We start from the raw sequence: 25,662 nt of genomic DNA, 5'->3' as shown, positions 1-25,662 counted from the left end.
TTGGTGTCTGGCTGCAAAAAGCAATAAAAACTAATTCTCTTAGCGCTTGCGCTACAGCGTTGCTTGAAACGCCGCTTTCAATGCCAACACCCCTTTTTCCAATTCAGCGGTCGTCAAACTGCCAAAGCCCAGCCTGATTGCATGCACGCTTTGTTCGGATTCTGAAAACAGGGTGCCGGGCAGGATGCGTACCTGATGTTTTAACCCTTGTGCCGAGACAGCCTCCACGTCTATACCTTCCTTTAGCCGTAGCCAGATGGCAAGGCCACCATCTGGCGCATCAAAGGTCACGTACTGTTTCAATTCCTGATTAATCAGCGCGATCAGCAGGTTACGGCGCTCGTTATACACTTTGAATGTCCGGCGGATATGGCGTTTGATTTCGCCGGAATCCATGAGCTCGGCCACGGCCAGCTCAGTGATGGAATTACCTTGACGGTCTATCAGCATGACCTCTTTAGCGCAGCGGTCTATCAGGCCTGGGGTTGCCACCAGGTAGCCTACGCGTAAACCGGGTGCCAGCACTTTGGAGAGTGAACCTACATACATGACACGGCCGCCGTGGTTGGTGCTGGCCAGCGGAAACACAGGGTGGTGCGAGAAGTGGAATTCGTGGTCGTAGTCGTCTTCCACAATGGTGAAGTCGTATTGCTCGGCCAGCATCAGCAGTTTCAGGCGCCGCTCGGCAGTCATGATCACGGTGGTGGGGAATTGATGGTGTGGCGTGACATAAATAGCGCGTATAGGCTGTTGCTGGCAGAGTTTTTCCAGCGCGGTGACATCGATGCCGTGTTTGTCTTGCCCGACAGTGAGGATGTTGGCGCCGCAAGACCTGAAGGCTTCTTTTGCCGCCGGGTAGCTGAGCTGCTCGACCACGATATTGTCATTAGGTCTGGTGAGTACACGCGCCGCCAGGAAAATACCCATCTGGCTGCCGCGCGCGATACAGATCTGGTCGATCGCGACACTCAGGCCTCTTTCCATATTCAGCATGGTGGCGATGGATTGCCGTAACGCCAGTGTGCCGCGCGGGTCGCCGTACCCCAGGCTTTTGCCTTTGCTGGAACCTATGAGTGCATGCCTGAATGCGCGCGACAGGATATTGAACGGGATCAGTCGCGCATCGGGGATGCCGTCATTAAAGTCGATCACGCCATCGACCGGCGATTGGTAACTCAGCAGCGGGTGATTGGTCGCTTCCACCACATTGGCGGGTTGCTTGCTGGTATTGGCTGTTTGCGGCTGTGCATTGAAGTTAGGCAGGCTGGCAGAAACAAACGAGCCCCGGCGCTGCTCGGAAACCAGCCAGCCCTGGGCGATCAGTTCATCATAGGCCAGGATCACCGTTTTACGGTTGACCTGCAGTTTTTCGGCCAGCTCCCGCGTGCCTGGCATGGCGGTCGAAGGCGCCAGGCGGCCGCGCTGGATCTCTTCCATGATTTGCTGGGCGATTTGCAGGTAGACCGGTAACCCCGAGGTGTCGGTAATGGTTAATTTAAGGCTCCACGAACGTAGCATTTTTCACGTCTCCATCCGCCGCTGAATATACGCAACAGCGGGAAAAAATCCCTTTTCTTTAGTCGCAATCTGGACTATGTAACCTTCACTATATCGCATATTTAACTGGACCAGCAAAGTTCTCGAAACTGGAGGATTGTGGACTAGTTACATTCTGTTACATTTTTGAAACATTCTATTAAAGGAAAGATTCATGTCCGCTTCATTAGATATTCAATTGGCAGATTGGCGTAACCATGCTCTGAACCTGGAAAAGCAGGTCAACCAGGTGATTGTTGGGCAAAGCAAAGCCATTCGTTTGATGAACATTGCGATTTTTGCACGCGGCCATGTGTTGCTGGATGGCGGCGTCGGTGTCGGTAAAACCACTTTGTTGCAATCGATTGCGCGCGGTATCGGTGGCGCTTACGAGCGGATCGAGGGCACGGTGGATCTGATGCCGAATGACCTGATCTACCATACCTTCCTCGGCCCGGACGGCAGGCCGCAGATTGACGAAGGCCCGCTGCTGCGCGCGGGTGAAAACTTATCCGTGTTTTTCTTTAATGAGATCAACCGTGCCCGGCCACAAGTGCATGCGCTGATGCTGCGCGTGATGGCCGAGCGCCATATCAGCGCGTTCAAAAAAGAATACCGCATGCCGCACATGATCGTGTTTGCTGACCGTAACCAGGTGGAAAAAAACGAGACGTTTGAGATCCCTTCTGCGGCGCGTGACCGGTTCATGATGGAGATCCCGATCGAGATCCCGTCTGACCGCGAGCTGAAAAAGTCACTGGTGTTCAATACCAAATTCCAGCATGCCGAAAAACTGACGCAACAGGTAGAGAGCGATATCCTGAAATTTGACCAGTTGAATGCGTTTTCTGACTTACTGCAAGACCACATCAAATCCAGCGATGTGCTGGAAGAGTACACCATGGATCTGTGGGATGCCACGCAAAGCCCGGAGAAGTTTGGCGTGACCATGGACAGTGTGGATGTCGGCCGTGTGATCCAGACCGGCGCCAGCCCGCGCGGCATGGGCATGCTGATGAAAGCGGCCCGCGTGAATGCCTGGCTGAATGGCCGCGACAGCCTGTATCCGGAAGATATCCATGCCGTGTTCCACGAAGTGATCTCGCACCGCCTGGTGTTTAACGCGGCCTATGAAAACCGCAGGACGGCGCTGGCGCGTGAACTGACGACCAATATCATCCGCACGCTTGCCGTGCCTAGCCTGACCTTCAGCAAAGCAGCCTAAAGCCAGCCAATGATACGTTCATTCATCAAAAAAGCGGATAAGCAGCCAGCCGGGCAGTATGACGATGCGAGCTATGCGCGGCCGTTCGAGTATGTGATCGGCTGGAAATCGGACAGCATACAACTGGGTGATCATGCCGGTACCCAGCGTGGCCTGGGCTCGGATTACCGTGGTACCGTCAACCTGGTCGATTACCCGGATGCGCGGCGCATGGATTTGCGTCAGACCATACGTGACCCGTTTGAGCAAGTGCAGGTGCGGCAGTTTAACCAGGACAGCACCACGCCTATTTACGCTGTGTGTGATTTGTCCAGCTCCATGCAATTCAGTGGGCGCAAGCGCAAGCTGGATACTGCGATCGAGATTGCCACCGCGGTGGCGAATTCGGCCTACAACGCGGGTGATCTGTTCGGGTTTATTGGCTATAACCAGCAGGTGATCGAAGATTTCACCTTGCCGTTAAGCCGCAATTTGCACCAGAGTAAAGCCGCCATTGCCTTGTTGCATGACTACCGGCATTTGCGCATAGGCGTGGAGGGCGTGACTGATGTGCCCAATTTCCTCGGCCAGACGCGTGCGCTGGTGTTCTGGATTTCAGACTTTCATATGCCTCTGAGCCTGATAGAAAAAACCTTGCTGGCGATGTCGGCGCATAAGGTCATTCCTATCGTGCTATGGGATGACGAGGAATACAAAAAACTGCCCAAGTTTGGCTTTGGCACCATGATAGATCTCGAAACCGGTCTTAACCGTACGCTGTTTTTCCGCAGCGAAGTGAAAGCAAAATTCCTAGCTGCATTTAATGCACGCAGGCATGCGCTGGAAGCCTTGTTTTTGCGTTTTGATAGTCCGGCGCTGTTTATGCACGGTGACTACCGGCCAGAGCTGATGACGCATTATTTTGAACAAGCCATGTGACCCAAACAGCGTGAAAAGCAAATAGTGATCACCAGTTAACCGAGCGAAATATACAATTATGCTAAAACAGATTTCATACCAGACGAACCGCCAGGCGCTGCAACGCCTGGTGCTAGTCGCCAGCTTATTAGGCACCGCCAGTATCGTGGTGGCAGAAGAGGCCGCGCCACCTGCCAGCACTTCGGTGACATCGGCACCAGTGGTGACAGTGACCAATCCGCCTTCTACCAATGGCGTGCATATTGGCGATGTACTGAGCAGAACGGTGGTGGTCGATGCGCCAACAGCGTATACACTGGCCGACAATGCCTTGCCTAAAAAAGGCAGCAAGCATGACGGCATTGAGTTGGTCGATGTGGCCCTACAAACCAAGCCGCAATCTGACCATACTCAATACACCCTGCAACTCAGTTACCAGGTATTTGCTGTCAGCACTTACCCGAGTGTGATGCATTTACCGGCTGAGAAACTCGCATTTACCGGGGCAACGGCAACGACAGTTGAAGTGCCTGCCTGGGGCTTCTGGTTTTCACCTTTGGTCACAGGCGGTACTGCCACCGCCAAGAAGAACCTGCTGCCGGAATTTAAAACGCCACTGATCGTAAGCCGTGCCGATGAGCAACGCCTGGGGTTATTTGTCACCTTGCTGGTCGCCAGCCTGGCGGGCTTGCTTTATATCAATGCCGATGGGCAATGGTTACCGTTTATGGGCGGTGCTTTTGCCCGCGCCCATCGCCAGCTCAAACGCCTGGCAAAATCATCCAAACCAAAAACGGCGGTGGAAGAGAAAAAAGCACTGGTGTATCTGCATCAAGCTTTTAACCAGCATTATGGCGCGAACATTTTTGCGCGGGATATCGAAGAATTTATGCGTTTGCGCCCTGGTTTTAAAGGCATGCAAAGCGAGATCACGCAATTCTTTGAAGCGTCCAATCAGTCTTTATATGACGTTAAAACACGCGACAGCCAGCAGGTGATCGCGCAACTGGTGCAACTCAGCAAACAGCTGCGTGATTGCGAGCGGGGCGTGGCATGATTATCTTGCATCCGTGGGCATTTGCGCTGTTGCCGATCGCGCTGCTGCCTTTCTGGTTAAAAGGCCATCAGGGCCAGCATTACAGCTGGCTGGATATCGTGCCCGAAGACGTTTTTTCTGACCGGCTGAACCTGGCGGTTAAAGTCATCATGTCGTTGCTGTTGCTGAGCATCGTGATTGCACTGGCCTCGCCCAGAGGTTCGGATGAGCAGGTGCCTAAGGTAGGCAAGGGCGCGCAAACGGTGATGGTGATAGACCGCAGTGTCAGTATGGATCACCCGTTTGCCGGTGATTCGTCCGGGCATGTAGCTGAGATCAAATCCGCGACCGCACGGCGCATCATTACCCAGTTTATCGACTCACGGCCGAACGACATGATGGGCGTGGTTGGCTTTACCAACTCGGCCTTGTACGGCATCAAAATCACCACCAATCGCGACGCGATCCATGCGGCGATCGTGGCGGCGACCAGCCCGTCACTGAACCAGACCAATATCGGCGCCGGTTTGACGGAAGCGGTCGGCCTGTTCGATAACATCCAGAACTCCGGTTCTCGTGCGGTGATTTTATTATCAGATGGCGCGGGCAAGCTGAGCCCACGCGTGAAGTTTTTACTGAGCGAACGCCTGAAGAGCCGCAAACTGAGTATCTACTGGATCATGCTACGCGAACCCGGCGAGGCCAGTATCTTCTCCAAGGACGAATACGAAGAAGGCCGCACGCCAAATTCGATCGTGCTGCATAAATACTTCCAGTCATTGGGGCTGAAATACAAAGCCTATGAAGCCGACAATCCGGAGACTCTGCAATCAGCGATCAATGACATTGATTCGCGTGAGAAAAAGGTCATTAAGTATAACGAAACCATCGCCGGTTTTGATTATTCAAAAATATTCGTGATCAGTGCACTGGTGCTGGTGTTGTTGATCCTGGGTATTAAAAATTTAAGGGTGTATGAATGAAAAACCATATAGCGCGCAAAAACCAGGTACTGGGACTATTGTTGTTCGTCGGGCTGGTCGGCACTGTGTACGAAGGTTTCCAGGTGAATAAGATCGCCTCTGCCAACAGCATTCTGCAAAGGGGCGAGGTGCTGGAAGGTGACCAGTTTGCCTTCCACCGTAAATTTGCCGATGCTTACCAGCAAGGGAAAACCGGTAACTTCAAGCATGCCAGCCAGAATTTCGGGCAATTGCTGGAAGCACCTAAAAAGCAGGATGAGCAAGTGTTCGAGCCTGACCCCCTGCTGAAATCGCAGATCCATTTCAATATCGGTAATCACCTGTTCCGCTCCGGTTTGCAACGCCTGGTAGAGGCAGACGGTGCGATTCAGGAACAGGCAAAGTTCGATTATCTGCAGGCGCGTGCTTCGTATGAGCAGGCGTTAAAGCTTGACCCGCACAACCAGGCAGCCAAATTCAACCTGAGCCTGCTGCATGGCGTGATCCCCAGGCATATCAAGACCGTGCCCCAGGATCCGTCTGGCCTGGAGATCAGTAACCTGCCACAGGGGTTGCCATGAAACGTTTTTTTGCACTGTTAAAACACAACTACGAAACGGCTTTGTTGTTATGTGCCATGATTTTCCTGGTACTGGCGCTGGTCAAACCGGAGATCCAGCTCAAGCAGGAAGTGCATAACTATCTGTTGCTGGCTGATATCTCGCAAAGCATGAACGCGGAAGATATGAAGGTCGCCGATAAGCCTGCGACACGCCTGGCTTACACGCAACACCTGATGAAGCAGGTCGTGAAAACATCCCCTTGTGGCACTTATGTCAGTGTCGGTGTATTTGCGGCTGAGAATGTAGCGTTATTGTTTATGCCACTGGAAGTGTGCGCTAACTTTGACATCATCACTGATAGTATCAACCATCTGGAATGGCGTATGGCCTGGAGCGGTAACAGCCGCATGACGTTTGGTGTGAAAGCGGCTGAGGCTACGTTTGACTACCTGAATATCCCCGCGCAAATGCTGTTTTTTACCGATGGCGATGAAGCCCCGAAAGCCAACGGCATCAACAAGCTGGATATCAGCGATGTGCGCATAGGCAAGAATGTGATCTTTGTCGGCATAGGTGGCACCGAGCCAGCGCCTATCAAGCGCTTTAATGCCAACAACAAATTTGTCGGTTACTGGGGAACAGATGCAGCCGCCGAAAGCGCGGGCGGCGGTGTGAATTACAACGATGCCAGCAAAGACGATCCGGACCCGCCGGTGGCGTATGCCGAATTTGACCGCTATTTATCCAGCCAGGATGTGGAACATTTGAAAGAACTGGCCTCCGATATCAAAGGGCAATATATTGAAGGCGTGGACCAGCCGGCGTTTTATGAGTTTGTGCAATCGCAAACCCCGGCAGCCAAATTTGTGACCAGTTATTCAGTGAAATGGTTGTTCCTGACGCTGGCGGCACTGATGGTGATCGCGACCTATATTCCAGATCTGCTGGTCTATCGTTTGCGCTACCGCAATGTCGCCAGATGAGGGTTGGCTTGGCGCATAGGCCATTAACAAGCTGACAAACACCATCAATAAAAAACGGCGACCAAACCAGGTCGCCGTTTTTTTATCACGATCCGCAGAAGCCGTTTAATAAGGCCTCTAACAATAACCATCTAGCATAAGTCATCCAGGTGCGTGGGTTCAGGAATGGCTTTCCCGATCGACATGGCATTGGTATGTTTGGACATTTCATAAGTGATTTTGCGCAAACGCATGACTGAGCCTAACGGCCGGTGGGACTTGATGCCATGCCAGGGCGAGAACATCATGCCATTATCCACCACTTCTGAGCGGTAAGGGCTCCAGGCGATTTGCGGTTTGGCGGTGATTTTTGCCACCGGCAGATACGGCGACACATCTTCAGACCAGACCACAGAGGAATCCTCAATCGGCATTTTATTGATGTCGGTGCACAACTGGATACGCAATTCCCACTCGGCCGTGTGCGTAATGAAAAAATCCACCACCGATTTTTTCAGGCTATCGGAAGCAAAGCTGACATCGATAGGCTTGTTGGTTAAGGCGATAAGCGACGGAGCGATCGGTACCAGCGCTACTTTGGCCATGAAATTGCCATACAAAATAGGGTCCTGGCTAAAATAGGTTTCGCCGAGGATATTGGTTTCCGGCTGCCCTTCACTACTTATCAGCCTTTCGCGGCCACCACTCAATGACGCGATCAGTTTTGAGGTCGCCTGCAATATCTGGGCGAGGAACTGCTTGAATTCAGGCGTGTTATCAGTGTTGGCGAGCAGCTTGAGGTTAGATAAGAATTGCTGCACGCTGGAAGACAAAAAGCTGGAGCCATTCACGAACAGGAAATTTTGCGTAGTCGCTGCTTCACTGCCACTCAGCCTTTCACCCTCAACGCCCAAAATCTTGATCGCCAGGCTGCGGGGGGTGCACAATTTGTCATTCAGGATATCGCCAGGTACGGTAGAAAAACGCATGACCAGCGGCAGTTTTTTAGGCGTTGCAAACATGCCTTGCGCTAAATGTTCAGGCAGATGGTCGTAGATTTCCATCTCGGCATAGATCAGCCCATGGCTTTTGCCATGTACGCTACGCGCCGAATAAGCGGAATGACGGTTAGTCGTTTCAGAAATCTTGCGCAGGGTGTATTGCAGGTTTTCTTTGCGCCTGGTTTTGCTTTCGTCTGGCACGATTTCGCCAGCTACGCCTTCGGTCATGATCTGGTCATCCAGCACTTCATAGGCAGGATGATATTCAAGAGGCGACATTCTTGAGCCCACGGTTGGTTGCATATAAACCCCCACTTCCCATACGCAAGTGTGTTTATTGACAAACAAACTTGTGATTTACATTTTTAGATAAAACATAAAAGCCATTCATCAAAAGGACTGAAAGCATGACTGCCTGAGTGTTGGATAAATCATTGATGGCCTTTGCTATCAGGCCAGATTCCAAACCTCACAGCTTTCAATACTTAAGACTCTTTTGTTTCGCCAGCGCGTTTTCTTTGTTTATTGACAATCCTGGCGGCGACTTCTTCTTCACGGCCCGGGTATCGGTGATCTTTTTTGAATTCAGTTTTTAAGGTTTGGTATTCACGTTCACGCTTGGGGTTGGAGCCTCTGGGCATTTGAATACTCCTTAATCAGATTCAGGTGAGTGCAAACGGCAGCCGCTAAGGCTGCCGTGTGTCTTGTTGTGAAAATGAATACGAGATTCATTTCAAACGCGACAATTGCAGGTTACCCCTTAGATTGTAAATATTTAATAAGTATTTATCTTAATGTTTTGTAGGAATTTCTTTATGTAAAACTGATTGGTATAAAGATTTTGCATGAATACAAAAAGACCCAAAAAGGGTCTTTTGTTGCAGCCAGTGATCACTTGGCTTGCAGGGTATTATAGGCAGTCATCAGGTTGCGGTAATCAGGAATATGGTTAGCACATAGCGCGCCCAGGCCTTCAATATCGCGGCGCCAGTCGCGGTGCAACTCGCAGGCCACGCCAAACCAGGTCATCATTTGTGCTCCGGCCGCTTCCATGCGGCGCCATGCCGCATCGCGGGTCAGTTCGTTAAAGGTGCCGGAAGCATCGCCGACCACAAACACTTCAAAGCCTTCTTCAATCGCAGACAGGGCAGGGAAAGCCACACATACTTCAGTCACCACACCGGCAATGATTAATTGCTTTTTGCCGGTGGCTTTGATCGCCTTGACGAAATCTTCGTTATCCCAGGCGTTGATCTGACCAGGACGGGCGATATAAGGCGCATCCGGGAACAAGGCTTTCAACTCCGGCATCAATGGGCCGTTGGGGCCGGTTTCAAAGCTGGTGGTGAGTATGGTCGGCAGGTTAAAAAACTTAGCCGCATCCGCCAGCGCCAGTACGTTGTTCTTGAAACGGTCAGGTTCAATGTCACGTACCAGCGATAATAATCCGGCTTGATGGTCGACCAGTAATACCACTGCGTTGTCACGGTCCAGGCGTACGTAAGGTTTGTTATTGCTCATGATAAATCCTCTCAAAAATGGTTTTTTATAAATTGAAAACAGGTAAAACTTCTAACGTCAGGCAGTCGCAAAACGGCCCAGGTTGTAGTCATTGATGGCCTGGTCTATCTCTTCCCAGGTGTTCATCACAAACGGGCCATGGCCAACCACTGGTTCGTTCAATGGCTCACCGTTCAATAACAGCAACACGGTGTCCTGCTGTGCCTGCAACACCAGTTCAGTGCCTTCGCGCTGCATCACGGCCAGCTCGGAAGGGCGTATGGTATGTACGCTGCCGGTTTTTACTGCGCCTTTAAGCACAAAGATCGCAGTCGTGTGGCCTTCAGGCAGGTTGAATACGGTGCGGGTGCCTGCATTCAGGCGTACATCCCACACATTCATAACACTGAAAGTCTTGGCCGGGCCGGTGTGACCTGCATATTCCCCGGCAATCACACGGACCTTGCCTGCGTCATCCGGTAATGCCACTTCAGGGATATCTGCGCGGGTAATTCCCTGATAACCTGGTGCGGTCATTTTGTCTTTGGCAGGCAAATTCACCCACAACTGGATCATTTCAAATGGGCCGCCACTTTTGGCATAGTCATCACCATGGTATTCCTCATGGATAATGCCTTTACCGGCGGTCATCCATTGCACTTCACCTTCGCCTATGGTGCCGCCGGCATTGGTAGAGTCATGGTGTGACACCTGGCCGTCATAGACGATGGTCACGGTTTCGAAACCACGGTGCGGGTGCTGGCCGACGCCACGGCGTTGCTCGGTTGGCTCAAAGCGGGCCGGGCCTGCATAATCCATCAGCAAGAATGGAGACATTTCTTCAGCGATATCCCTGTAGGAAAAAATGCTTTGTACCGGAAAGCCATCACCTACCCAGTGGTTACCGTTGCTACGTTTGATAAAAGCCAGTTTTTTCATGATGCGCTCCTTGTGTATTCATGTCGTGTTGCGATGGTTCACACTATAAACAGATGACTTTTAGCGCACTAGATGGTTAAATGATAAATTACTTTTCAATATAATGAACAATCATGGATTTGAACGAGGCAGCGGTATTCGTCAAAGTGGTGCAAGCCGGCAGCTTCAGCGCCGCCGCGCGCCAGCTGGGCTTGCCGACTTCTACCATCAGCACGCGTGTGGCCCGGCTTGAAAAGCGGCTGGGCGTGACCTTGTTGCAGCGCACTACGCGGCGCTTGCATCTCACAGAGAGTGGCGCCTTGTATTTTGAACAGGCCGCGATCGGGCTGGGTTATTTGCTGGAAGCCGAAGCCGCATTGGATGCCGCCAGGCAGCAACCCAAAGGCACTTTGAAAGTCACCGCCCCCGCTGACCTGGGTGATGCCTTGCTGGCCGGGCTGGTCAGACGTGTGCAAATCGAATTCCCCGAATTGATTGTTGAAATGCTGTTGACTGACCGCTATGTCGATTTGATTGCCGAAGGTGTGGATGTGGCGATCCGTACCGGTGACTTGCGTGATTCCAGCCTGATCGCCAAATCCCTGGGTACCATCCAATGGGCTTTGTTCGCCAGCCCGCAATATTTGCAGCAGGCACCCAAACTCGAAGCGCCACCCCATCTGCATGCGCACACTTGCCTGCAATTTACCCCTATGGGGCGTGAACATTGGGTGCTCAGCAATGAAAGTAGCGAGATCAGTGTGCCCATGAGTGGCCGCACGCTGGTGAATAGCATCGGCGTGGTCAAAGCCATGACTGAAAACGGGCAGGGCGTGGCGTTGTTGCCTACTTTTATCTGCCAGCCATCGCAACGCAGCCAGCAACTGGTGCGGGTGTTGCCGGCCTGGCTGGGGCGCGCAGATAATGTGCATCTGGTCTACCCGCAGCAGCGCTTTATGCCGCCAAAATTAAGGGCGTTTATTGACCTGGCGCTGGCAGAATTAAAACCGCAGTTTAAAGAATCACCTTAAAAAAACATCTGTAACAATGGTAAGGCTGCCACAACAATAAGACGCAGCTAGCGCTGTTTATGCACAACTTAAGATAAAAGGATTTCCCTGAATATGAGCCAGCAACCAGCATCCCTCAATCTGCCACATGGCGCCAGTGCAGTGATTAGTCACCGGGTTGATCTAGCACAGCAACCCGCCTATGAGCAGTGGCTGACAGAGATCAGTGCCGCATGCAAGGCATCAGCCGGCATGCTCGACTGGCATCTGATCCGCCCCATCGCCGGTTATACCGATACTTATACAGTAGTGATCCGCTACGACAGCGAGCAACACCTGAAACAATGGCTGTCTTCCGATATCCGCCAGCAACTGATCGCTAAAGTTGAAAGCCTGTTAAGTGCCAAAGACAGCTACCAGATCAAAAGTGGGCTGGATTTCTGGTTTGCGACAGAAACCGGCGCGGCAGAAACCGGCAAGGTATTGTTGCCGGTGCGCTGGAAACAATTTTTACTCACCTGGTCAGCGATTTTTCCCTTGGTGAGCGGCGTGTCGTTCCTGATGATACCCGTCATGGACCAGGCGGGTTTGCCGCAAAGCCAGCTGTTGCATACATTTTTGATCACCGGCGTGGTGGTCGGGCTGATGGTGTATGTAGTGATGCCACGTTACACAAAGCTGGTACGCAACTGGTTGCATGGCTGATCATGCTGTCATTTTCTGTTCAAAACGCTGATTTTTAGCACATCGTCGCGAAATTCAATTTATCACCGGTAAAACGAATTTAAGAATGGTGTTTTTGCTTTGCTTTTGGTGCATGATTTAAGCATGAATTAAAGTGTGGGTTTAAAACCACCGATGAATATTGCATAAATACAATATCAGGGGGTACGGCGTTGAGCACCGCGGCGGAATCAACAGCATTACACGCAGAAATCGTGGAAATGCTATATGCAAATAATCGTAGATCACTGATGGCTGCCATCGTGGTCATGGCCGCGCTTTTGCTGACGCAGCGCCATTTCATAGACCACACTATCCTGGTCATCTGGACGGTTATTTTCTTGTGTGCATATGGCAGCCGCGCTTACTTCAGCTTTCTCTATTACAAAGATCAACAACGCGCCTTGCATAGCCGGCGCTGGTTACACTGGTTTCGATTCACCACCGGTTTTTGCGGTTTAGCCTGGGGCCTAGCTGGTATTTTGCTGTTCCCTGAGGCTGCACCCGCCAACCAGGCGTTTCTGATTTTTGCACTGGTCGGCGTTTCCGGCGCCGGCATCGTCATTTACTCGGTAGATAGTTTAACCACCAACCTGTTCACCGGCGGCATCCTGCTGTTTATGATCCCGCGCTTTATCGCCCACGGCAGCTCGGTCTCTATTGCGCTGGCGGTGCTGTTCATCGTCTATGTGCTGTATGTCACGGTGGCGGGGCATGCACTGGCCAAAAGCCTGCGCGAAAATATCTCCTTGCGCATTGCTTCCAATCTGGACAATAAAAAAGTCCACCAGTTGGCCTATTATGATTTTTTGACCAACCTACCGAACCGCCGCCTGCTGTCTGACCGCTTGCAACAGGCGTTTGCGCGGTGTGCCCGTAGCCAATCTTATGGCGCAGTGCTATCGCTGGATCTGAATAATTTTAAAGGCCTGAATGACAGCAAAGGCCACCAGGCCGGGGATGAATTATTGCAGCAGGTCGCTACACGGTTACAGCAATGCCTGCGCAAAAAAGACACCATTGCGCGTATGGGCGGGGATGAGTTTATCGCGGTGCTGGACGAGCTGGGCAGCGACAAAACTGAAGCCATCAAGTCTGCGCAGGTGGCGGCGGAAAAGATGATGGCGGTCTTTTCGCAGGCTTTCCAGTTACAGCAAAGTAAATACCGTACAACGCCCAGCATAGGCATCTGCCTGTTTCTTGGTGATGATTATAGTGAAGCCGAAGTATTAAGGCGCGCTGATATTGCCATGTACCAGGCAAAAAAATCCGATAACCTGAATAGCGTCGAGATGTACGACGAAGTGCTGCATCCGGCGGTCAAGACGCGCGCCACGCTGGAAACTGACCTCGCATTCGCATTGCAGGGCAATCAGCTATTGCTGTATTTCCAAGTGCAGGTGGATGAAACACATCAGCCGATAGGCGCAGAGGTGCTACTGCGCTGGCAGCATCCGACCTTGGGCATGATCCCGCCCGACCAGTTCATCCCTATTTCAGAAGAGACCGGCGAGATCGTGCCGATAGGGCAGTGGGTATTGCAACAGGCATGCCAGCAACTCAGGCGCTGGGCCAATGCGCCATTGACGCGTACGCTGAAGCTGTCAGTCAATGTCAGTGCCGTGCAGTTTAATCAGCCGGACTTCGTGCAAATGGTGACTGATACCGTGCTGCAAAGTGGTTGCGACCCGCGCCTGTTGCGGCTTGAGCTCACCGAAAGCCTGATTGTGCGCAATGTGGAAGAGATCATAGGCAAGATCCAGGCACTAAAAGCATTAGGAATGACTTTTTCACTGGACGATTTTGGTACCGGTCAATCTTCATTATCGGTGCTGAAGCGGCTGCCGCTTGATGAACTGAAAATCGATAAAAGTTTTATCAAGGATATCCTGCACAACACTTACGACACGTTCATCGTCGAAACCATTATCAATATGGCGAAAAACCTGGGGCAAACGGTGATTGCCGAAGGCGTTGAAATGCAACCGCAAAAGGCCTTGCTGCAAACCATGGGTTGTCATCGTTTCCAGGGTTATTTATTTAGCAAGCCATTGCCATTAGAGGCATTTGAAACCAGTTTGCAATCTGAATTGGCCGTCCTGGTATCGAGCAATGACAATCTGTTGAATAACGGCACTACTCGCGCGGCGGGTAACTAGGCCTTACACTTTGACCAGCTCGTCACCGTGACTGAGCCAGCGTTGCAGATGCGCGGCAACTGCTTCTGGCGTTTTTAACAAAAGTTGATCAGCCACCTGCTTGGCCTGTTCCAGTAAATCGACGTCACGTTCCAGGTCAGCGATCTTCAGCATGGGCACACCGCTTTGGCGCGTACCCAGCAATTCGCCGGGGCCACGCAGTTGCAGGTCGGCCTGGGCAATATGGAAACCATCCGTGCTTTCATAAATCACTTTCAGCCTAGCGCGACCTATCTGTGAACATTGCTGTTTGCTATAGAGCAGTATGCAGGTACTTTTGGCCGCGCCGCGCCCTACGCGACCACGCAACTGGTGCAATTGGCTGAGGCCCATGCGCTCGGCATGATCAATCACCATCAGGCTGGCGTTAGGCACGTCTACACCCACCTCAATCACAGTGGTCGCCACCAGCAAATGCGTTTCGTTGGCGGCAAACGCCTGCATCACCGCCTGCTTTTCGGCTGGCTTCATGCGGCCATGCACCAGGCCAACCTTTAACTCGGGGAAAGCTTGCTGCATATAAGCATAGGTATCGTTAGCGGTTTGTAATTGCAGGGTTTCCGATTCTTCAATCAACGGGCATACCCAATAAGCCTGATGGCCCAGGGCGCAAGCTTCGCGTACCCGCTGCAAGATCTCTTCGCGACGGTCATCTGCCACCAGCTTGGTTGCCACTGGCGTACGGCCGGGCGGTAAGGCGTCAATCACGGACACATCCAGGTCAGCGTAATAACTCATGGAGAGCGTTCGCGGGATCGGCGTCGCCGACATCATGAGCTGGTGCGGTTCCAGGTCTGTGCGCTGGCCTTTTTTGCGTAGCGCCAGCCGCTGGTGTACGCCAAAACGGTGCTGTTCATCGACAATGGCTAACCCCAATTGTTTGAACTGGACTTCGTCCTGGAATAAAGCATGTGTGCCTATGGCCAGTATGGCTTCACCACTGGCAATGCGCGCCAGTGAGTGCTCACGCGTTTTCTTGTTCTGGCTACCGGTCAGCCAAGCGATCTCTATGTCCAAAGGCTGTAACCAGCCGCTGAGTTTTTTGTAATGCTGTTCTGCCAGGATCTCGGTCGGCGCCATGATGGCTACCTGCCAGCCTTGTTCTATCATCTGCAAAGCCGCCAGGCAGGCGACGATGGTTTTGCCACTGCCGACATCGCCCAGTAACAGGCGCTGCATAGGGTGCGGCTGATTTAAATCATGGCTGATCTCGGCGACGACTTTCTGCTGTGCCATGGTTAAGGCGAATGGCAGGCTGGCCAGTAATTGCGGCACCAGTTGTTTAGATGGTGCAGCCGCGGGCGCATGGCCTTGTTTGCGGCGCGCGTAGTGCTGGCGCATGGATAATTGCTGCGCCAGTAATTCGTCATACGCCAGCCGTTGCCAGGCGGGATGGCTGCGGTTTTCCAGCGTGGATAAAGCGATCTCCGGGCTGGGTTGGTGCAGTTGTTGCAGGCTGCTGGCGAAGTCTGGCAGTTGCAGCGTTTGATAGGCCCATTCTGGCAAAGTTTCCTGCAAGTAGTCGGCAGTTAGCACCAAGTTGACGGCTTTTCGTATCGTGTTCTGGCTCAGGCCTGCGGTGGACGGGTACACCGGCGTCAGCGCGGTGCTCACCGGTGTGTCTTCTTTTACTTTGCGTTGCTGCGGGTGCACCATCTCATAGCCAAAAAATCCGGGGCGGACCTCGCCAAACGCACGTATACGGGTGCCGGTTTGCAGGGCGGTGATCTGGCTGGGGTAGAAATGGATAAAGCGTAAATTGATGATGCCGGAGTCGTCCTGCACCCGCACATTGAGCATTTTGCGTGGCTTGTAGCTGACTTCGTTATGCACTACCACGCCTTCGACCTGTGCCTGTTCGCCCAGCCGCAGATCACGAATGGCGGTGACATGCGTTTCGTCCAGGTAGCGCAACGGCAGATGCAGCAATAAAGCCTGTGGTGTGTGTATGCCCAGTTTTTCCAGCTGGCTGCATACGGCAGGGGTGAAACCTCGGATATCGCTCAAGGAAGGCATGTGGCCATCACCCGCCGTTTACTGGATACGTTGTTCCAGCTGGTTGCCCTTAACCCGGTTAATGCGTACCACTTGCTGGATTTTTCGCAGGTTACGGATCAGGGTCGCCAGATGCACGCGGTTGTGCACCTGTACGGTGAAGTTCACGTTGGAATACTGGCTGCCATCACTGGATTCGACGCTGACGTTATCAATGTTGGCATCTGCATTGGCGATGGTGGCTGCGATTTTAGCCAGCATGCCGCGTTCATCCACCACAGAGATACGCAGGTTCACGCTGAACAGTTTTTTCGGATCGGCATCCCACTCAACATCCAGCCATTTTTCCGGGTCCAGCTTGAATTTGCGGATGGCCTGGCAATCATGGGTATGAATGACCAGCCCTTTGTCTTTATTGATAAAGCCCAGGATAGGGTCGCCTGGGATAGGGCGGCAGCATGGGGCGAATTGCACCGCCATGCCTTCTGAACCGCGGATGGTAATGGTGTCCAGCGTCTTGCTGGTTTTGTCTTCAGCGTCTGCCGGGTGTGCCAATAACTGATGCGCCACCATCAGGCTGTTACGTTTGCCTAGGCCGATATCCGTGAGTATGGTTTGGCGGGTTTTGGCGCCGTAGTCATTCATGACTTTTTGCCATTGCTTGTCAGAAATATCACCTGGCTGGATATGCATGGCGCGCAGGGCCACATTGAGCATGCGCTCGCCCAGCTGGGCAGATTCTTCCACTTTTACCGTTTTCAGGTAATGGCGGATATGTGAGCGCGCCTTGCCGGTGACCACGTAATTCAGCCAGGCCGGATTAGGTTTGGCCAAAGGTGCGGTGATGATCTCGACATGGTCGCCGTTACGCATTTCAGTACGCAATGGCGCCAGTTCGTTATTGATCTTGACCGCTACGCAACTGTTGCCGACGTCAGAATGCACCGCGTAAGCAAAATCCACCGCGGTAGAACCGCGTGGCAGCGCCATAATGTTGCCTTTAGGCGTGAAAATGTAGACTTCGTCGGGGAAAAGGTCGACTTTGAAGTTTTCCAGGAATTCGTGGCTGTCGTCACTTTCAGTCTGGATTTCTACCAGGCGTTGCAGCCACTGATGCGTTTGCTGTTGCAGTTTGGTCAGGTGCGCATCGGTGGTTTTGTACAGCCAGTGCGCGGCCACGCCAGCATCGGCGATATTGTGCATTTCCTGGCTGCGTATCTGTACTTCTATCGGCGTGCCGAACGGGCCGAATAACGTCGTGTGTAGCGATTGATAGCCGTTGGCTTTGGGGATGGCGATATAGTCTTTAAAGCGGCCGGGAATCGGCTTGTATAACGCATGTAGCGCACCAAGCGCCAGATAGCAGGCGGCAGTATCTTTTACAATCACGCGAAAACCGTAAATGTCGCCAATTTGCGACAATTTCATCGATTTCTCGATCATTTTCTTGTAAATGCTGAAAAGATGCTTTTCGCGGCCTTCTACATTAAATTCAAGATGGTAGTGCGTGAGCTGGTTCTGGATCGCTTCCAGAATCTTGCTGATGACTTCCTTGCGATTGCCACGCGCGGTACGGATAGCTTTATCAATCACGCGATAGCGATTGGGGTACAAATACTTGAGGCTCAGGTCTTCCAGTTCGTGGAAAATAGGGTTGAGCCCTAGCCGGTTGGCGATTGGGGCGTAAATATCCAGTGTTTCACGCGCGATGCGTTTTTGTTTTTCCGGACGCATGGCGTCCATGGTCTGCATATTGTGCAGGCGGTCGGCCAGTTTGACCAGGATCACGCGCACATCCTGGCTCATGGCCAGCAGCATTTTGCGGAAATTTTCTGCCTGGGCCTGGGTGGCTGTTTGCAGTTCTACTTTGTCCAGCTTGGTCAGGCCATCGACCAGGTCAGCCACCTGCTTGCCAAATTTTTCGGCAATCTCGGCGCTATTGATCTCGGTATCTTCCACCACATCATGCAGCAACGCAGCCAGCAGGGTGGGCAAATCCAGATGCAGCTTGGCCAGGATGCAGGCCACAGAGATCGGGTGGGTGATGTAGGGTTCGCCGGTTTTGCGCGTTTGACCGGCGTGCGCCTGCTCGGCGTAGCGATACGCCTGCCACACCAGCTGTACTTCTTCTTCGTTGAGGTATTTACGGATCAGCTGCGTGAGGGGGGAATCCTCACGGTCAGCTGGGAGTAAGTCTGCTTCTTCTAGTGGTGATTTAGACTTACGATAGGCATGGTCGCCTTGGGTGTGCGGCATAAATGCTTAAGCCTGGCCTTTTTTCTCTAACAGTTCGACACCGATTTTACCGGCTGCGATTTCACGCAGGGCGATCACGGTCGGTTTGTCTTTTTGAGCGTAACCGGCCACCAGCGGGTCAGAGCCATTGGCGATTTGTCTGGCGCGGTAAGCGGCTACCAGGGTTAGTTGAAAACGATTAGGGATGTTGTCCAAGCAATCATCGACGGTAATACGAGCCATAAAAAACCTCTACATTGTATTGAATCACAGATCAGCGGCGGATTGCGCTGGTATCAGGTGAGTAATTGAATCAGTGACGCGTGGCAGGCAACCTGGCGGTCAAGCTGCAAGCGCTTGGCACGCACGATGGCGATCAAATCCTGCAGCGCCACGTCAAAATTGTCATTAATTGTAACATAATCAAACTCATGCACGTGACGCATCTCCTCACGCGCGGCGGCTAAGCGGCGGGCGATCACGGCTTCGCTATCCTGTCCGCGGCTGTTCAATCTGTGCGAAAGCGCCTCGATGGAAGGTGGCAAAATAAAAATCGAAGTCACTTGCGGAAACAGGGTGCGGATCTGTTGGGCGCCTTGCCAGTCGATCTCGAGAATCACATCGCGGCCCTCTGCAAGGGCATTTTCCACTTCACTTTGCGCGGTGCCATAGCGGGCATTGTGCACATGCGCACTTTCCATAAAACCGCCCTGGTCCAGAATCTCCAGAAATGCATCTTCAGGCACAAAGTGGTAATGAATGCCGTCTTCTTCGCCCGGACGTGGCTCACGGGTGGTGTGCGAAACGGATAATTTAAGTAGCGGGTCTTGTGCCAGCATGGCGCGTACCAGGCTGGTTTTACCGGCGCCGGAAGCGGCAGAAATCACAAATAAATGGCCGTGGCTCATCATGCACCCCATTCCGGATTAGGCAATGAAGAAAACACTGTTTTCAACCCTTCGCCCCAGCCTTTATGGACGCTGGCGTAATATGGGTCGCGCTCGGTCAGGCGCTGGCGGCAATCGGCGGTCAGAGTGTCGGTACGGTAAATCATTAAATCGATAGGCATGGCGACAGAAATATTGCTGCGGATAGTGGAATCAAAGGAAATCAGCACGCATTTAACGGCTTCCATCATATCGGTGTGGTAATTGATCACGCGGTCTATGATGGGTTTGCCGTATTTGGTTTCGCCGATCTGCAAATAGGGTGTATCTGAAGTGGCTTCAATAAAATTGCCAGCTGCATACACGTTAAACAGGCGCGGCTTTTCGCCCTTGATCTGCCCGGCCACCAGGATGCTGGCGGTGAAATCAATGCCATGTTCCTTGAGCGACTCGCCATCGCGATGATAGATGCTGCGCATGCCTGCCCCTACCACACTGGCAGCTTCAAACATGGAGTGCACACTGTTCAGGTTGGGCGTGCCTTGTTCGGGCTCTTTAATCTGTTCACGCAACAGGTTGACGACGGATTGCGTGATCGCCAGATTGCCCGCGGTGAGCAGCACGATCACACGCTCGCCCGTGAGTTCAAATACATGCGTTTTTGGGGCAATGGCTACCTGGTCAACACCCGCGTTAGTACGTGTGTCAGACGCGAGCACCAGCCCTTGTTCCAGCAGGATGCCTACACAATATGTCATAACGGTATGGAAGAAAAAAGCGGAGTCGCTAAAGTGACATGATAGCACGGGCCGTCTGCACGACTCCACTGCGGTAAATCACGTGCTTATTGTTGCGCGGAAAGTGCCTGTTGATAGAGCTGGTCTTGATGTTGCTGGCGCTGGTCATGCGTCAATGCCGTTTGATTGACGCTGACCACGCTGGACATGCCTTCCAGACCACCGCCGATGCGGGTGCCGGTGACCGGGCTGGCGCTGCGGTAATCCAGGCCAACCGCCAGCCGTACATGGGTTTCATTGGTCCAAATACCATTGGAGATATCCAGCCCCAGCCATTGCTCGTTTTGCCAGACATCCACCCAGGCATGGGTTTGCATCAGGCTGCCATCTTCGGTGAACAGGTAACCGCTGACATAGCGGGCAGGCACACCCAGGCTGCGGCAGCAGCCGATAAACGCATGCGCATGGTCCTGGCAGACACCTTTGCCCAGCCTGAAAGCTTCGGCAGCAGGTGTATGCACCTGCGTGGCGCCTTTGAGGTAGTCCATTTTGTCGCGCAGCGCATACATCATGTCGGCTAACGATGCCCGCGTAAACTGGCTGGCAAATGCCGTCATGGCAGCATCCGCCTGCGTGAGCGGGGATTCGCGCAAATACAGCGCGACCGGCAGTGGCTGGTGAGAAGGCGGGCTTTCCACCCCGGTTTCTACTTCGCCAGTCACTGAAATCAGTAATTCATGATGCGGCTGGTCTATCACCAGCGTGTGGGTGAGGTTGCCGTAAGTATCTTCAAAGGCGTGGCATTGGCCGTTGACTTTGATCTCCCAATGGTTGACCTGCTGGCCCATGCCATTGCGCGGCGTCAGGCGCAATTGTTGAATGGTGTACTGTGCTGGTTCACTGTAAATATATTGCGTTTGATGCTCGATATTCAGCAGCATGGGCGAATTAGAAACGCCAGATGGTGTGGTGGAAACGGTATTTGATAAACCCCTGTGGCATTACGCTGTTGCGCTTAAAAAATTACGTTGTATCTCTTCACCCAGTTTGCGATTCGCCAAGATAAATTCATCCAGAAAATGGTGTACGCCATCTTTGACGATATCCAGCATGCGGCCGTAATGCAGCCTGGCATGCATTTGCCCGGCCAGTCGCTCGGCCTCGGTTTGCCGGCTACCGGCCACCTGCCGCAAAATCGGCATGATCTCGGCGTAGCAGGCGTGCAGTGAGCGTGGCATGTCCTCGCGCAATATCAGTAATTCTGATACTTTCATCGGCTCGATCGCATCGCGATACACTTTCTGGTAAGCCTGGAAGGCAGCTACAGAACGTAGCACAGCGCTCCATTCGTAATAATCCACCGCGCCTTCGTTGGCTTCCTGCATGGGGATCAAAAATTCGTATTTCACATCCAGCAAGCGTGCGGTATTGTCAGCGCGCTCCATAAACGTCCCCAGCCGCACAAAGCTAAAGGCTTCATCACGTAACATGGTGCCAAAACACACGCCACGGAACAGGTGAGAGCGACTTTTCACCCATTCACAAAATTCATTCAGGCCAGACTGGGTAAGGTCCTGCTTGATATACTGGCCAAATTCCAGCCACAGTGTGTTCATGTTCTCCCAGGTTTCCACCGTCATCGCTACGCGTACCGCACGCGCATTTTCGCGGGCATTACGCAAAGAGCTGTAAATGCTGGAAGGATTATTGCTGTCCATCACCAGGTGTTGGATGACATGGGCGGCATTGAGGTCATCATAGGTGGCGTCATAAATATCGCGCACACCGGCTATTTCCAGCACGCTATCCCATAATGCCTCTTCGTTGCTGGCGTCAGTGGGCAGCAACGACATGCTGTAAGTCACCTCCAGCACGCGCGCCACGTTTTCGGCACGCTCGATATAGCGCGCCATCCAATATAAATGCTCTGCGGTCCTGCTTAACATATCACGGCCTCCTGACGCTGGAGTTGAGCAGCCATTTGCGACTGCGATTGTTCTACACACACATCATCACGTTCCAGCACCCAGGTATCCTTGGTGCCACCGCCCTGGGACGAATTAACTACTAGTGAACCCTCCTTGAGTGCCACACGGGATAATCCGCCCGGCACCACGCTGACGGTTTTGCCGGAAAGCACAAATGGGCGCAGATCGACATGGCGCGGCGCAATGCCCTGATCGACCAGGGTCGGGCAGGTGGAAAGCGCCAGCGTCGGCTGCGCAATGTAATTCGCTGGTCTGGAAACAATGCGTAACCTGAATTCTTCTATCTCCTGTTTGCTGGCGGTCGGGCCGACCAGCATGCCGTAACCGCCTGAGCCTTGCACTTCCTTGACGACCAGCTCGGGCAGATGATCCAGCACATAGGCCAGATCATCTTCCTTGCTGAGTTGATACGTAGGCACGTTCTGCAGGATGGGAGACTCACCCAGGTAAAACTTGATCATCTCCGGCACATAAATATAGGTTGCCTTATCATCGGCAACGCCGGTGCCTACGGCGTTGGCCAATGTGACGCCCCCATTGCGGTAGACGGAGAGTAGACCCGGTACGCCCAACATGGAATCAGGCTTGAAAACCAGGGGGTCTATGTAGTCGTCGTCAATGCGGCGGTAAATCACGTCCACCCTTTGCGGGCCTTGCGTGGTGCGCATATAGACGGCGTTATTGCGGACAAACAAATCCTGGCCTTCCACCAGTTCTATGCCCATTTGCTGGGCGAGGAAGGCATGTTCAAAATAGGCGCTGTTATAAGCACCTGGAGAAAGTAATACTACCGTCGGGTCAGTGACACCGGTCTGCGCGACAGAGCGTAAATTATTAAGCAACACATGCGGGTAATGTTCAACTGGCGCTATTGGGTATTTCTTGAACAGGTCAGGGAATAGCCGCATCATCATTTTGCGGTCTTCCAGCATGTACGAAACGCCAGACGGCGTACGCAAGTTATCTTCCAGCACATAAAACTGCGATTCGCTGGTGCGGACTAAATCAATCCCTGCCACATGCGCATAGACCTGGTTAGGCACATCCACGCCCACCATTTCCGGGCGATATTGCGAATTGGTCAAAATACTGTGCGGTACAAGGCCAGCCTTGATGATCTCCTGGTCATGGTAAATATCATGCAGGAACATATTCAAGGCACGCACGCGTTGCACCGCACCTTTGGATAAGTGCGCCCATTCGCTGGCAGAAATCATGCGCGGGATCACATCAAACGGGATCAGGCGCTCGGCACCATCTTCCTCACCGTAAACGTTGAAAGTGATGCCCACGCGGCGGAACAATACCTCTGCTTCCGCCCGTTTGGCCGCCAGTTGCTGGGTAGGTACGTTGGTCAACCAGCGGTCATACGCCTGATAGATGCCACGTACATTGCCCCCATACCCCTGCATTTCATCAAAAAACTGTTTGGCCGTTTGCGTCATGGTCCTTGACCTTTGCATTGCTTATAGAAATCAATTACATAAGAGCAAGCCGTGTGCCAGACATTATTTGTTAATTAAATCAGTGACTTGGGGTGATTGAGTCGGGATAGTAAAAGCAAAACGCACCATTAAGGTGCGTTAAGGCGTGCTAAAGCGCTAAAAAACCTGGAAGCCAAGACACATTAACAAGACACATTAAAAAGCCTGCTCCTGGCATTGGAGAATGAAAGAATCAGGCTTATTTGTAACTCAGCGATGCTGCGAATTTGTCCAGCAACTGTAAATCACTTTCCCTGGGGTTGGAAACCGCCACATGCAGGTTCGCCCATCGGCCACGGTAAGCAAACAGATAATGAACATGTTTTTGCTTGATGGCAGCGTCCTGAAAGGTGTTTTCAAAATCGTAGCTCAGTTTGCAATATTGGCTATTGCAGCTTTTGGCAACGGTGGCCGGGTTGATCAAAGGATCTTTACTGGCTTTAGACCAAAAACAGTTCAGCAACTCTTCATGCGCCTCGCCGCCATTACATGAAGGGGTATCTACATTGAGCGTCACTGCAAAGTTATTCGCGTTCGCTGAGTACATATAGTGGTCATTAGAATCTGCCTCCCGCACTGGCCGCAGTTTGGGCGCATCAAACGTGATGCCCCAGCCCTGATCTGGGATCGGCAACGTGGTGATTTCAGCGAAGGACGGGAGCGGGGCTAAGCTGGCGAGTAGCAGCAAGTAGTGAAAAACATAGCGGGACAGAGGCATATGTCTAAACCCTATGAATATATTGAGGTAAATTGACTATAGCATCATACATTCAATAAACGGTGACATCCGCATGGCTGCGGCGTCACATTTTGCATCGTTGTGGCGTTATTCAATATTCTGGATCTGCTCACGCATCTGTTCGATCAGCACCTTGAGTTGCATGGAAACCTGCGTGGTTTCAATCGCCACCGATTTTGAGCCCAGGGTATTGGCTTCGCGGTTCATTTCCTGCATCAGGAAATCCAGTTTTTTGCCGACAGGACCGCCGGCAGCCAGGATGCGGTCCATTTCAGTAATGTGTGAATTCAAACGCGCCAGTTCTTCATCGACATCGGTGCGCTGTGCATAAAGCACGATTTCCTGTCGCACACGGTCATCGTCTGCCTGCATCGCTTCACGCAGTTTCGCTGTCAGTTTTTCCTGATATTGCTGTATCACTTGCGGCAGCAATGGTTTCACAATGGTGATTTGCTCACGCACGCCTTGCAGGCGGTCCAGCAATACCTGCTTGAGTTTTTCGCCCTCACGCTGACGCGCCGCGATCAACTCATCAATCGCCTGCGCAAGCCCGCTTTGCACACTGTGTGCCAGCGCTTCAGTATCCACCGCCTCGGTTTGCAACACGCCCGGTAGCTTGAATATATCCACCAGGTTGACCGGTTGCGCTTGTGGGAAGTGCTGGTTGAGGTCTTTCAGTGTCTGCGCGATTTGCGTGACCATGGCCGGGTTCAATGCCAGCTTGTTTGCGCTGGCATTATCGCTTTTCAGGCTCAGCCTGCATTCCACCTTACCGCGCCCAAGCCTGCTTTGCAGCTGTTCGCGCACCAGCGATTCAAACTGGCGCAAGCTGTCTTCAATTTTAACGTTCAGCTCCAGGTAACGGTGATTCACCGCACGCAGTTCAATCAGCAACAGCCCGGCCGGAAAGCGCGTTTCGCTGTTGGCAAAGCCTGTCATGCTCAGGATGGGTTGCTGGGCGGAATTCTTTTTTACGGTCATATTCTACTTACCTTGCTTCTGTAGGCCTTGCTGCGCAGGCTAAGCGGATGATTGTATCAAATGCAGTATCGATATGCGAAAATAG

At 52.5% G+C, this 25,662-nt stretch carries 24 protein-coding genes; 9 read left to right on the top strand and 15 right to left on the bottom strand.

What is annotated here, in order from left to right:
• Positions 1 to 51 precede the first annotated feature (51 nt).
• Positions 52 to 1,518, bottom strand: coding sequence for a MocR-like pyridoxine biosynthesis transcription factor PdxR (pdxR, locus tag ACTS9Y_RS06165; RefSeq protein ID WP_442585091.1), 1,467 nt, complete (start codon positions 1,516 to 1,518; stop codon positions 52 to 54).
• A 193-nt stretch (positions 1,519 to 1,711) separates the two neighbouring features.
• On the opposite strand from pdxR, the gene ACTS9Y_RS06160 reads away from it, so the two are divergent.
• From ACTS9Y_RS06160 to ACTS9Y_RS06135, 6 genes are read left to right on the top strand one after another with little or no spacing between them, the layout of a single operon-like run.
• Positions 1,712 to 2,761: an AAA family ATPase gene (locus ACTS9Y_RS06160; protein ID WP_442585090.1), complete on the top strand. Its 1,050-nt coding sequence runs from the start codon at positions 1,712 to 1,714 to the stop codon at positions 2,759 to 2,761.
• A gap of 9 nt (positions 2,762 to 2,770) precedes the next feature.
• Positions 2,771 to 3,679, top strand: a complete 909-nt coding sequence (locus tag ACTS9Y_RS06155) for a DUF58 domain-containing protein (RefSeq protein ID WP_442585089.1) — start codon at positions 2,771 to 2,773, stop codon at positions 3,677 to 3,679.
• 58 nt (positions 3,680 to 3,737) lie between these two features.
• Positions 3,738 to 4,715: a hypothetical protein gene (locus ACTS9Y_RS06150; RefSeq protein WP_442585088.1), complete on the top strand. Its 978-nt coding sequence runs from the start codon at positions 3,738 to 3,740 to the stop codon at positions 4,713 to 4,715.
• A complete protein-coding gene (locus ACTS9Y_RS06145; protein ID WP_442585087.1) occupies positions 4,712 to 5,677 on the top strand; it encodes a vWA domain-containing protein in 966 nt (321 codons plus the stop codon). The genes ACTS9Y_RS06150 and ACTS9Y_RS06145 overlap by 4 nt, the downstream gene beginning before the upstream one ends.
• Positions 5,674 to 6,237 (top strand): hypothetical protein, encoded by a 564-nt coding sequence (locus tag ACTS9Y_RS06140; RefSeq protein WP_442585086.1) that lies wholly within the window; start codon positions 5,674 to 5,676, stop codon positions 6,235 to 6,237. Before ACTS9Y_RS06145 ends, ACTS9Y_RS06140 begins: the two co-directional genes overlap by 4 nt.
• Positions 6,234 to 7,202 carry a vWA domain-containing protein gene (locus ACTS9Y_RS06135; protein ID WP_442585085.1) on the top strand — a complete coding sequence of 323 codons (969 nt, stop codon included), beginning with the start codon at positions 6,234 to 6,236 and terminating at the stop codon, positions 7,200 to 7,202. The genes ACTS9Y_RS06140 and ACTS9Y_RS06135 overlap by 4 nt, the downstream gene beginning before the upstream one ends.
• A 131-nt stretch (positions 7,203 to 7,333) precedes the next feature.
• Here ACTS9Y_RS06135 and ACTS9Y_RS06130 read toward each other — a convergent pair whose 3' ends face one another.
• From ACTS9Y_RS06130 to ACTS9Y_RS06115, 4 genes are all read right to left on the bottom strand, one after another.
• Positions 7,334 to 8,485 carry a catalase family protein gene (locus ACTS9Y_RS06130; RefSeq protein WP_442585084.1) on the bottom strand — a complete coding sequence of 384 codons (1,152 nt, stop codon included), beginning with the start codon at positions 8,483 to 8,485 and terminating at the stop codon, positions 7,334 to 7,336.
• A gap of 182 nt (positions 8,486 to 8,667) precedes the next feature.
• The gene (locus ACTS9Y_RS06125; protein ID WP_442585083.1) at positions 8,668 to 8,823 is read right to left on the bottom strand and encodes a hypothetical protein; all 156 of its coding nucleotides are present in this window, start codon (positions 8,821 to 8,823) and stop codon (positions 8,668 to 8,670) included.
• Positions 8,824 to 9,073: 250 nt separating this feature from the next.
• Positions 9,074 to 9,703: an isochorismate family cysteine hydrolase YcaC gene (gene ycaC / locus ACTS9Y_RS06120; protein ID WP_442585082.1), complete on the bottom strand. Its 630-nt coding sequence runs from the start codon at positions 9,701 to 9,703 to the stop codon at positions 9,074 to 9,076.
• A 57-nt stretch (positions 9,704 to 9,760) separates the two neighbouring features.
• Positions 9,761 to 10,621, bottom strand: a complete 861-nt coding sequence (locus ACTS9Y_RS06115; protein WP_442585081.1) for a pirin family protein — start codon at positions 10,619 to 10,621, stop codon at positions 9,761 to 9,763.
• A 113-nt stretch (positions 10,622 to 10,734) separates the two neighbouring features.
• Between ACTS9Y_RS06115 and ACTS9Y_RS06110 the strand changes: the two genes are divergently transcribed.
• The 3 genes from ACTS9Y_RS06110 to ACTS9Y_RS06100 all read left to right on the top strand — a co-directional run bounded on the left by ACTS9Y_RS06110 (position 10,735) and on the right by ACTS9Y_RS06100 (position 14,492).
• A complete protein-coding gene (locus ACTS9Y_RS06110; protein WP_442585080.1) occupies positions 10,735 to 11,631 on the top strand; it encodes a LysR family transcriptional regulator in 897 nt (298 codons plus the stop codon).
• Between the two features lie 93 nt (positions 11,632 to 11,724).
• Positions 11,725 to 12,315, top strand: a complete 591-nt coding sequence (locus tag ACTS9Y_RS06105) for an antibiotic biosynthesis monooxygenase (RefSeq protein WP_442585079.1) — start codon at positions 11,725 to 11,727, stop codon at positions 12,313 to 12,315.
• Positions 12,316 to 12,506: 191 nt separating this feature from the next.
• Positions 12,507 to 14,492 carry a putative bifunctional diguanylate cyclase/phosphodiesterase gene (locus ACTS9Y_RS06100; RefSeq protein WP_442585078.1) on the top strand — a complete coding sequence of 662 codons (1,986 nt, stop codon included), beginning with the start codon at positions 12,507 to 12,509 and terminating at the stop codon, positions 14,490 to 14,492.
• Between the two features lie 3 nt (positions 14,493 to 14,495).
• Here the strand turns inward: ACTS9Y_RS06100 and recG are convergent, their stop codons facing one another.
• The 10 genes from recG to ACTS9Y_RS06050 all read right to left on the bottom strand — a co-directional run bounded on the left by recG (position 14,496) and on the right by ACTS9Y_RS06050 (position 25,577).
• Entirely contained in the window at positions 14,496 to 16,547 is a 2,052-nt protein-coding gene (gene recG, locus ACTS9Y_RS06095) for an ATP-dependent DNA helicase RecG (protein WP_442585077.1), read from the bottom strand.
• Positions 16,548 to 16,565: 18 nt separating this feature from the next.
• Positions 16,566 to 18,782, bottom strand: coding sequence for a RelA/SpoT family protein (locus ACTS9Y_RS06090; RefSeq protein WP_442585076.1), 2,217 nt, complete (start codon positions 18,780 to 18,782; stop codon positions 16,566 to 16,568).
• A 6-nt stretch (positions 18,783 to 18,788) separates the two neighbouring features.
• On the bottom strand, positions 18,789 to 19,004 hold the full coding sequence (gene rpoZ / locus ACTS9Y_RS06085) for a DNA-directed RNA polymerase subunit omega (RefSeq protein ID WP_055830603.1): 216 nt from the start codon (positions 19,002 to 19,004) through the stop codon (positions 18,789 to 18,791).
• A 53-nt stretch (positions 19,005 to 19,057) separates the two neighbouring features.
• Positions 19,058 to 19,669, bottom strand: a complete 612-nt coding sequence (gmk, locus tag ACTS9Y_RS06080) for a guanylate kinase (protein ID WP_442586910.1) — start codon at positions 19,667 to 19,669, stop codon at positions 19,058 to 19,060.
• Positions 19,669 to 20,406: a peptidase gene (locus ACTS9Y_RS06075; RefSeq protein ID WP_442585075.1), complete on the bottom strand. Its 738-nt coding sequence runs from the start codon at positions 20,404 to 20,406 to the stop codon at positions 19,669 to 19,671. Before ACTS9Y_RS06075 ends, gmk begins: the two co-directional genes overlap by 1 nt.
• A gap of 86 nt (positions 20,407 to 20,492) precedes the next feature.
• Positions 20,493 to 21,326: a transglutaminase family protein gene (locus ACTS9Y_RS06070; RefSeq protein ID WP_442585074.1), complete on the bottom strand. Its 834-nt coding sequence runs from the start codon at positions 21,324 to 21,326 to the stop codon at positions 20,493 to 20,495.
• Positions 21,327 to 21,386: 60 nt separating this feature from the next.
• Positions 21,387 to 22,331, bottom strand: coding sequence for an alpha-E domain-containing protein (locus ACTS9Y_RS06065; RefSeq protein ID WP_442585073.1), 945 nt, complete (start codon positions 22,329 to 22,331; stop codon positions 21,387 to 21,389).
• Positions 22,325 to 23,818, bottom strand: a complete 1,494-nt coding sequence (locus ACTS9Y_RS06060; RefSeq protein ID WP_442585072.1) for a circularly permuted type 2 ATP-grasp protein — start codon at positions 23,816 to 23,818, stop codon at positions 22,325 to 22,327. Before ACTS9Y_RS06060 ends, ACTS9Y_RS06065 begins: the two co-directional genes overlap by 7 nt.
• A 238-nt stretch (positions 23,819 to 24,056) precedes the next feature.
• Positions 24,057 to 24,575, bottom strand: a complete 519-nt coding sequence (locus ACTS9Y_RS06055; RefSeq protein ID WP_442585071.1) for a hypothetical protein — start codon at positions 24,573 to 24,575, stop codon at positions 24,057 to 24,059.
• 108 nt (positions 24,576 to 24,683) lie between these two features.
• Entirely contained in the window at positions 24,684 to 25,577 is an 894-nt protein-coding gene (locus ACTS9Y_RS06050; protein WP_442585070.1) for a YicC/YloC family endoribonuclease, read from the bottom strand.
• Between the last annotated feature and the right edge of the window lie 85 nt (positions 25,578 to 25,662).

Source organism: Methylophilus sp. (assembly GCF_052173275.1).
Taxonomy (GTDB): Bacteria; Pseudomonadota; Gammaproteobacteria; order Burkholderiales; family Methylophilaceae; genus Methylophilus.
Note: the sequence above shows the minus strand (reverse complement) of the source record. Positions and strands in the feature narration are given on the sequence as shown.

Excerpts from the sequence above, each read along its gene's own strand:
- pdxR (WP_442585091.1), bottom strand. The coding sequence starts at position 1,518 with ATGCTACGTTCGTGGAGCCTTAAATTAACCATTACCGACACCTCGGGG.
- ACTS9Y_RS06160 (WP_442585090.1), top strand. The coding sequence starts at position 1,712 with ATGTCCGCTTCATTAGATATTCAATTGGCAGATTGGCGTAACCATGCT.
- ACTS9Y_RS06155 (WP_442585089.1), top strand. The coding sequence starts at position 2,771 with ATGATACGTTCATTCATCAAAAAAGCGGATAAGCAGCCAGCCGGGCAG.
- ACTS9Y_RS06150 (WP_442585088.1), top strand. The coding sequence starts at position 3,738 with ATGCTAAAACAGATTTCATACCAGACGAACCGCCAGGCGCTGCAACGC.
- ACTS9Y_RS06145 (WP_442585087.1), top strand. The coding sequence starts at position 4,712 with ATGATTATCTTGCATCCGTGGGCATTTGCGCTGTTGCCGATCGCGCTG.
- ACTS9Y_RS06140 (WP_442585086.1), top strand. The coding sequence starts at position 5,674 with ATGAAAAACCATATAGCGCGCAAAAACCAGGTACTGGGACTATTGTTG.
- ACTS9Y_RS06135 (WP_442585085.1), top strand. The coding sequence starts at position 6,234 with ATGAAACGTTTTTTTGCACTGTTAAAACACAACTACGAAACGGCTTTG.
- ACTS9Y_RS06130 (WP_442585084.1), bottom strand. The coding sequence starts at position 8,485 with ATGCAACCAACCGTGGGCTCAAGAATGTCGCCTCTTGAATATCATCCT.
- ACTS9Y_RS06125 (WP_442585083.1), bottom strand. The coding sequence starts at position 8,823 with ATGCCCAGAGGCTCCAACCCCAAGCGTGAACGTGAATACCAAACCTTA.
- ycaC (WP_442585082.1), bottom strand. The coding sequence starts at position 9,703 with ATGAGCAATAACAAACCTTACGTACGCCTGGACCGTGACAACGCAGTG.
- ACTS9Y_RS06115 (WP_442585081.1), bottom strand. The coding sequence starts at position 10,621 with ATGAAAAAACTGGCTTTTATCAAACGTAGCAACGGTAACCACTGGGTA.
- ACTS9Y_RS06110 (WP_442585080.1), top strand. The coding sequence starts at position 10,735 with ATGGATTTGAACGAGGCAGCGGTATTCGTCAAAGTGGTGCAAGCCGGC.
- ACTS9Y_RS06105 (WP_442585079.1), top strand. The coding sequence starts at position 11,725 with ATGAGCCAGCAACCAGCATCCCTCAATCTGCCACATGGCGCCAGTGCA.
- recG (WP_442585077.1), bottom strand. The coding sequence starts at position 16,547 with ATGCCTTCCTTGAGCGATATCCGAGGTTTCACCCCTGCCGTATGCAGC.
- ACTS9Y_RS06090 (WP_442585076.1), bottom strand. The coding sequence starts at position 18,782 with ATGCCGCACACCCAAGGCGACCATGCCTATCGTAAGTCTAAATCACCA.
- rpoZ (WP_055830603.1), bottom strand. The coding sequence starts at position 19,004 with ATGGCTCGTATTACCGTCGATGATTGCTTGGACAACATCCCTAATCGT.
- gmk (WP_442586910.1), bottom strand. The coding sequence starts at position 19,669 with ATGAGCCACGGCCATTTATTTGTGATTTCTGCCGCTTCCGGCGCCGGT.
- ACTS9Y_RS06075 (WP_442585075.1), bottom strand. The coding sequence starts at position 20,406 with ATGACATATTGTGTAGGCATCCTGCTGGAACAAGGGCTGGTGCTCGCG.
- ACTS9Y_RS06070 (WP_442585074.1), bottom strand. The coding sequence starts at position 21,326 with ATGCTGCTGAATATCGAGCATCAAACGCAATATATTTACAGTGAACCA.
- ACTS9Y_RS06065 (WP_442585073.1), bottom strand. The coding sequence starts at position 22,331 with ATGTTAAGCAGGACCGCAGAGCATTTATATTGGATGGCGCGCTATATC.
- ACTS9Y_RS06060 (WP_442585072.1), bottom strand. The coding sequence starts at position 23,818 with ATGACGCAAACGGCCAAACAGTTTTTTGATGAAATGCAGGGGTATGGG.
- ACTS9Y_RS06055 (WP_442585071.1), bottom strand. The coding sequence starts at position 24,575 with ATGCCTCTGTCCCGCTATGTTTTTCACTACTTGCTGCTACTCGCCAGC.
- ACTS9Y_RS06050 (WP_442585070.1), bottom strand. The coding sequence starts at position 25,577 with ATGACCGTAAAAAAGAATTCCGCCCAGCAACCCATCCTGAGCATGACA.